Genomic DNA, 7,162 nt, shown 5'->3' with positions numbered 1-7,162 from the left:
CGACAGCACCGGCCAGGGACCGTCGCAGCTTCCAGCCGCCGACTACCTGGGGGCCGCGCACTCCTTGACGGATGAGGCCCTCAGCGCCTGGCGACAGAGAGGGACCCGATGACCGACCTACATCTTCAAGGGCACTGGCTGACCCCTGACCGGGGCCGCGATCTCCTCGTGGTCGGCCCGTCGCTGGGCACCGGGGTCGTCGCGCTGTGGGAGCGCTGCGCGCAGGTGCTCGACCAGTCGGGCGGCGTTGACGTCCTGGGCTGGGAGCTGCCTGGCCACGGCGAGGCCGCCCCGCTCGATGAGGCCTTCACCATCGAGGACCTCGCGGCCGCGGTGATCCGCCTCGTGGACACGGCCCGTCCGGGCGCTTCCTTCCTGCACGCTGGCGTCAGCGTCGCCGGGATGGTGGGTCTTGCCCTGGCTACCGACCAGGCCTCGGCGCACGAGCAGGCCTCGGCGCCCGAGCAGGCTTCGGCCGGGGCGACTCTGGCCCCCCCGAGGGTGCGTGGCAGCGCCATCGTGTGCTCCGGGGCCAAGATCGGGAGCACCCAGGCCTGGTCCGAGCGCGCAGACCTGGTGCGCCGGGCTGGCACGCCCGTCATGGTCGAGGGGTCGGCGCAGCGCTGGTTTGCGCCCGGCTTCCTGGAGCGGTCGCCGCGCGTGGGCACCGCACTGCTCAGCAACCTGCAGCACGCCGACAAGGACTCTTATGCACGGGTCTGCGGCGCGATCGGCGCCGCTGACCTGCGCGCTGACCTCGCCGCGATCAGGATCCCCGTGGCGGTGCTGGGAGGTCGACACGACTCGGTCTGCACGCCGGAGCAGCAGGACGCGTTGACGGCGGCCATCCCGGGAGCCACGCTGGCGATCATCGAGGACGCCGCCCATCTGGCGCCCGCTGAGGCACCAGAAGAAGTCGGGCAACTGTTGGCGGGGTGGGTAGAGACGATCCGTTCCAGCGACACTCCCGCCCGTCCGGTCGCCCAGGACACCGTGGGGGCCCGGGCGCACAGCGGCCACGAGGTGACGGCCGGCGAGCGGCATACCGCCGGGATGACCGTCCGGCGCGAGGTCCTCTCAGACGAGCACGTCGACCGCGCGCAGTCGACGCAGAGCGCGTTCACGCAGGACTTTCAGGACCTGATCACCCGCTACGCCTGGGGGGAGATCTGGACCCGACCCGGGCTGGACCGGCGCACCCGCAGCGCGATCACGCTGACGGCCCTCATCGCGCTGGGGCACTGGGCCGAGTTCGAGATGCACGTGCGTGCCGCGCGACGCAACGGGCTTCGCGACCAGGAGATCGCCGAGGTCCTCCTGCAGTCCGCGATCTACTGCGGGGTGCCAGCGGCCAACCATGCCTTCAGCCTCGCGCAACGGGTGCTGGAGGAGGAGGCTCCATGACGTCCGTCACCGCACGCGGCGACGGGGCCACCCCGCCCGCGCTGCCGACTCCGCCAGCCAAGGGTGGCGGGAGCGGGGAGTTCGTGCAGTCCCTGGCCCGTGGGCTAGACGTCATCACCGCCTTCGACGCCGAGCATCGCGAGCTCACCCTCAGCGAGGTCGCCAAACGTGCCGGTCTGACGCGCGCGACGGCGCGGCGTTTCCTCCACACGCTGCTCACCCTGGGCTACGCCCGCCAGCACGATCAGCGCTTTGCGCTGACGCCACGGGTCATGCGCCTCGGCTACGCCTTCCTCTCCGGCCTGCCGCTGGCCGACATCGCCCAGCCGCACCTCAAAGGCCTGTCCACGCACCTGGGGGAGTCCACCTCCGTCAGTGTCCTGGACGGCCCGGACATCCTCTATATCGCGCGCGTCCAGACCCATCGGATCATGGCCACCGCAATCCCGGTGGGCACCCGGTTCCCGGCTTACGCGACGTCGATGGGACGCGTGCTGCTGGCACACCTGCCGCCTCCACAGCTTGACTCCTACCTGGCGACGACACCGCTGGAGCCGTTGACACGTCATACCCTCACCGACCCGCAGGACCTGCGCGCCGAGCTCACCCGGGTCCGGGCCCAGGGGTATGCCGTGGCCGACCAGCAATTGGCGCTCGGGCTGCGCAGCGTCGCTCTCCCCCTCAGAGACGAGGGGGAGGTGGTGGCGGCCATCAACTGCTCGATGCCGGTCCACGACGGGCGGACGCCACACTCACCGCAGACCCTTGTCGAGGCCCTCGGGGGGGCAGCGGCGCTCATCGAGGAAGAATTGGCCATGATCCGCTGACCTTCATCTAAAAACCCACCGTCCCAGCCGGCGCCCAACCGCCAGCCCCCACCAGCCACCCATCAGCACGGAGACAGCAGCGATGAGCACAGCAGAGGTCACCCGCAGCACGACCACCGTCGGCATCGTCGGCGGCGGTCCCGCCGGCCTGATGCTCTCGCACCTGCTGCACCGCAACGGCATCGACAGCGTCGTCATTGACAACCGCACCCGCGAGACGATCGAGCACACCAACCGGGCCGGGATCCTGGAGGCGGGCAGCGTGCGACTGCTCACCGAGACGGGGGTCAGCGACCGCATCTTCACTGACGGCTACCGGCACGAGGGGATCGAGCTGAGGTTCGGGGGTGCCGGCCACCGCATCGACTTTGAGCACCTCGTGGGGGAGTCGGTGTGGCTCTACCCGCAGACCGACGTCTTCATCGACCTGGCCGACGCCCGCGCGCGTGACGGTGGCAACGTCCACTTCGGGGTGAGCGACTCGAGCGTGGCCGGTGTCACCAGCGACGCGCCGACGATGTCCTTCGTCGATGCCGAGGGGCAGCACCACGAGGTGACCTGCGACTACCTCGTCGGTGCCGACGGCTCGCACTCGATCTGCCGCGCCGAGATCCCGCGCGAGGTGGGCGTCCACCACTTCCGGGAGTATCCGTTCGCGTGGTTCGGGATCATGACGGAAGCGGCGATGAGCGCGCCGGAGCTCATCTACTCGCACAGCGACCACGGCTTCGCATTGATCTCCCAGCGCACGCCGACGTTGCAGCGGATGTATTTCCAGTGCGACCCGAACACCGACCCGACCGCGTGGAGCGACGACCAGGTCTGGCACGAGCTCGATCGGCGCACCGAGGTCCCTGGTTTCGTGCTCGCCAAGGGCCCGATCACGGAAAAGGTCGTCCTGCGGTTCCGGTCCTTCGTCTGCCAGCCGATGCGCTATGGCCACCTCTTTCTGGCCGGCGACGCCGCCCACACCGTCCCACCGACCGGCGCGAAGGGGCTCAACCTGGCGCTGATGGATGTCAAGGTCCTAGCCGAGGTCCTCGACCGCGCCGTCAACGGTGGGCAGACGTCGGCGTTGGAGGAGTACTCTCCCCGAGTGCTGGAGCGCGTCTGGAAGGCTCAGCACTTCTCCTACTGGATGACCTCCATGCTGCACACCCTCCCCGGCGAGTTCGCCACCTTCGACACGGCGCGACAGGTCGGGGAGCTCAACATGGTCGTCCAATCGACGAATGGTCGCCGCTTCCTCGCGGAGGCCTATACGGGATGGCCAGAAAAGCGGTGATCCGCCCCGAACCACCGCGGCCGATCGGCGCCCAGACCATCCCGCCCACCTCCCCAACTCCACAGTTCACCCCGTCCCTACCTCAGGAGAAAACCACCATGAAACGCACCCTCACGTTCCTGACGGCGGCCGTCACGGCCGCCATGCTCACCGCCTGCGGCTCCGGCTCGCCGTCCTCCACCAGCGGCCCGAGCACCGACGGCGCTGCGGTCGACGCCGGCGACGCCAGCGACGCTCCCGCAGACCTGCGCGAGATCAAGGTCGGCGTCATCCCGATCGTCGACACCGCCCCGATCTTCCTTGGCCAGGAGAAGGGCTTCTTCGAGGAAGAAGGTCTCAAGCTGGAGATCGTGCAGACCACCGGTGGCGCGGCCGCCGTCCCCGGCGTGACCAGCGGCTCCTTCGACGTGGCCTTCGGCAACACGGTGTCCGTCATGGTGGCCGTCGACCAGGGCCTGCCGCTGAAGTATCTCAGCAACGGCGTGACCACGACCGGCACCGACCCCGACTTCAGCGGCGTGCTCGCACCCAAGGGCTCGACCATCAAGACCCCAGCCGAGCTCGCCGGCAAGACGGTCGCCGTCAACAACCTCAACAACATCGGTGACACCACCATCCGCTCGGTCGTCGAGGAGGCCGGCGGCGACCCGTCGACGATCAAGTTCGTGGAGATCGCCTTCCCGGACATGCCGGCGGCGCTCGAGCGCGGCCAGGTCGATGCCGCGTGGATCCTGGAGCCGTTCAAGAGCCGGGCCACCGACGCAGGCGCCACCCTGATCACCAACAACTATGCCGACTTCGACCCCGAGCTGGACATCGCCGGTTATTTCACCACGGTGGAGACGATCGAGAAGGACCCAGAGCTGGCCAAGTCCTTCACCGCCGCGATGAAGAAGTCGCTCGAGTTCGCCAACGACAACCCCGATGAGGTGCGGCGCATCGTCGGCACCTACACCAAGATCGACGAGGCTGGCCGCGCCGAGATGACGCTGCCCCGCTTCCGTGCCGACTTCAACCGGGACGCGATGGCCAAGCTCGGGGAGGCCGCCTTCAAGTACGGCACGCTGAAGAAGGCACCGAACCTGGACGAACTCCTGCCATGACCTTGACGACGGCCCAGGACGCTACGCCACCAGAGGTGACGTCGCAGCCTGCTCGCACGCTGCACGCCCGCCTCGTGGCACTACCCTCAGTCGTCCTGGGCGTCGTCGGCACGGGCCTGTTCCTGCTGGCCTGGGAGCTGGTCCCACGCCTTGGACTCGTCCCGGCCAAATACCTCCCGCCGCCCAGCGAGGTGGTCGGCTACTTCCTGCGCAACCTGACTTACGCCGAGTTCTGGATCGCGGTCTGGGAGACCATGAAGGGTTGGGCGATCGGCCTGGCCATCGCCGTCGTGGCGGCGGTCCTGATCGGGCTGGTGATCGGCAGCTCGACCTTCCTGCGCAAGTTGACCAACAGCACGATCGAGTTCCTGCGGCCGATCCCGTCGGTCGCGCTGATCCCGTTGGCCGTCCTGCTCTTCGGCTTCGAGCTCGAGTCCAAACTCTTGCTCGTCGTCTACGCATCCTTTTGGCAGGTCCTCATCCAGGTCCTGTATGGCGTCGCCGACGTCGACCCGGTCGCCGACAGCACTGCGAAGAGCTTCGGGCTGGGCCAGCTGGCCCGGATCCGGCACGTCACCTGGCCAACCACCTTGCCCTACCTGATGACGGGCCTACGGCTGGGGGCAGCGGTGGCGTTGATCCTTGCGGTCACCGCAGAGCTGGTCATCGGCAACCCCGGCCTGGGCAAAGAGATCGCCCTGGCGCAGAGCGGCGGCTCGGTTGCCCCCATGTATGCGCTGGTGGTCGCCACCGGCTTCATCGGCGTGCTGATCAATGCGGTCTTCCGCAGTATTGAGCGGCGCGTGCTCTCCTGGCACCCCTCTGTCCGGGCGGAGCTGAACGCATGAGACTTGCCAAGAGAGCCTTCTACGTCTTCGCGCTCCCGGCGACACTTGTGCTGCTGTGGTGGCTGCTGACCCTCGGGTCGGACAGTTTCTGGGTGCCGAAGCCCGGCAAGCTCGTCACCACTTTTTGGGAGGTATGGGTCGGGCCCCGGTGGGCCAGCGACGTCGTGCCCTCCCTGGTCCGGCTGGTCATCGGCCTCACCGTCGCCATCGTGCTCGGCATCCTGATGGGGCTGGCCATCGGCTCCAGCGTCCTGCTGCGCCGCCTCAGCGAGCCGGTGCTGGAGTTCTTCCGGGCCCTCCCGCCGCCGATCCTCATCCCAGTCCTGATGGTGCTCGTCGGTGTTAACGACACGATGAAGGTGCTAGTCATCATCTCCGGCTGCATCTGGCCGGTGCTGCTCAACACCATCGAGGGTGTCCGGTCGGTCGATCAGGTCCTGCAGGACACCGCACGCGTCTACGGCATCACGGGGCGCTCCAAGTTCACGATGCTGACCTTGCCGGCGACCAGCCCCTACTACGTCGCGGGGATCCGACAGGCCCTGTCACTTGGCCTGATCCTGATGGTGATCTCCGAGATGTTCGGGTCCTCCTCAGGGCTCGGATTCACGATCGTGCAGTTCCAACGGATGTTTGCGGTGACCGAGATGTGGAGTGGCATCGTGATGCTCGGTCTGATCGGGGTGGCCCTCGCGGCCGCCTTCGCCCTCGTCGAGAAGCGTGTCCTCGCCTGGTATTACGGACTGAAGGAAGTCGAACACAGTGAATGAACCCACCCCCGTCACCGACGATGCAGCCGGCCGCCGCAACGGCGACGAACCGCTGCTGTCAGTTCGCGGACTGCAGAAAATCTATCCGAGCCGGTCCGGGGACGTCGAGGCGATCCGCGACCTGACTTTCGACGTCGCGCGCGGCGAGCTGGCCTGCATCGTCGGCCCCTCCGGGGCGGGCAAGACGACACTGCTCAAGTGCATCTCCGGGCTGCTCTCTCCCACGTCGGGGGAGGTAGTCCTGCACGGTGAGCGGGTCACGGGTCCGCCCAAGACCATGGCGGTCGTCTTCCAGGAGTATGGCCGCAGCCTCTTCCCTTGGCTGACCGTGCACGGCAACGTGGACCTGCCGCTGAAGAACGCCCGCATCCCGGCCGCCGAGCGCGCCCAGCGCATCGACGAGGCACTGGAGGCGGTCGGCCTGGCGCACGCCCACAAGCGCTATCCGTGGCAGCTGTCCGGAGGTATGCAGCAGCGCGTCGCCATCGCCCGCGCCGTCGCCTACAAGCCGGACATCCTGCTCATGGACGAGCCTTTTGCTGCGGTCGACGCGCAGACCCGGGCGGACTTGGAGGACCTGGTCCGAGACCTGTGGCACCGGTTGGGCGTGACCGTGCTCTTCGTCACCCACGACATCGACGAGTCGGTCTATCTGGGGGAGCGGGTGATCGTGCTCTCGCACGCCCCGACGGTGGTCCAGGAAGACGTCCACATCGACCTTCCCGACGAGCGCGACCAGCTCGGCACTCGGTCGACGCCCCGGTTCGCCGAGCTACGTCACCACATCTACGAGCAGATCCAGCTCGCCAAGGCGGGGGTCGTCCCCGCGCAGATCGCGGCTGGCGTCCGGCCCGACCAGCACCCGTGAGGACCTGATGACGAGCACCGACAAGACCACCGTTGCGAACACCACCGCCCCGAACAC

At 68.2% G+C, this 7,162-nt stretch carries 7 protein-coding genes; all 7 read left to right on the top strand.

All coding sequences use genetic code 11. From position 1 onward, the window contains the following. Positions 1–108: 108 nt before the first annotated feature. The 7 genes from pcaC (at position 109) to Q4P07_RS07460 (ending at position 7,105) form a co-directional block, all read left to right on the top strand. Positions 109–1,404, top strand: a complete 1,296-nt coding sequence (gene pcaC, locus Q4P07_RS14350; RefSeq protein ID WP_368660260.1) for a 4-carboxymuconolactone decarboxylase — start codon at positions 109–111, stop codon at positions 1,402–1,404. After that, positions 1,401–2,231, top strand: a complete 831-nt coding sequence (locus Q4P07_RS07485; protein ID WP_303374284.1) for an IclR family transcriptional regulator C-terminal domain-containing protein — start codon at positions 1,401–1,403, stop codon at positions 2,229–2,231. Before pcaC ends, Q4P07_RS07485 begins: the two co-directional genes overlap by 4 nt. Positions 2,232–2,313: 82 nt before the next feature. Continuing rightward, on the top strand, positions 2,314–3,516 hold the full coding sequence (locus Q4P07_RS07480) for a 4-hydroxybenzoate 3-monooxygenase (RefSeq protein WP_303374283.1): 1,203 nt from the start codon (positions 2,314–2,316) through the stop codon (positions 3,514–3,516). 98 nt (positions 3,517–3,614) lie between these two features. Continuing rightward, a complete protein-coding gene (locus Q4P07_RS07475; RefSeq protein WP_303374282.1) occupies positions 3,615–4,619 on the top strand; it encodes an ABC transporter substrate-binding protein in 1,005 nt (334 codons plus the stop codon). Further along, entirely contained in the window at positions 4,616–5,467 is an 852-nt protein-coding gene (locus Q4P07_RS07470) for an ABC transporter permease (protein WP_303374281.1), read from the top strand. Before Q4P07_RS07475 ends, Q4P07_RS07470 begins: the two co-directional genes overlap by 4 nt. Next, positions 5,464–6,237 carry an ABC transporter permease gene (locus Q4P07_RS07465; RefSeq protein ID WP_303374280.1) on the top strand — a complete coding sequence of 258 codons (774 nt, stop codon included), beginning with the start codon at positions 5,464–5,466 and terminating at the stop codon, positions 6,235–6,237. The genes Q4P07_RS07470 and Q4P07_RS07465 overlap by 4 nt, the downstream gene beginning before the upstream one ends. Then, a complete protein-coding gene (locus tag Q4P07_RS07460) occupies positions 6,230–7,105 on the top strand; it encodes an ABC transporter ATP-binding protein (RefSeq protein ID WP_303374279.1) in 876 nt (291 codons plus the stop codon). The genes Q4P07_RS07465 and Q4P07_RS07460 overlap by 8 nt, the downstream gene beginning before the upstream one ends. The last annotated feature ends 57 nt before the right edge of the window (positions 7,106–7,162 follow it).

This window comes from Ornithinimicrobium sp. (assembly GCF_030537745.1).
Lineage (GTDB): Bacteria > Actinomycetota > Actinomycetes > Actinomycetales > Dermatophilaceae > Ornithinicoccus.
This window is presented reverse-complemented; position numbering and strand designations above follow the sequence as displayed.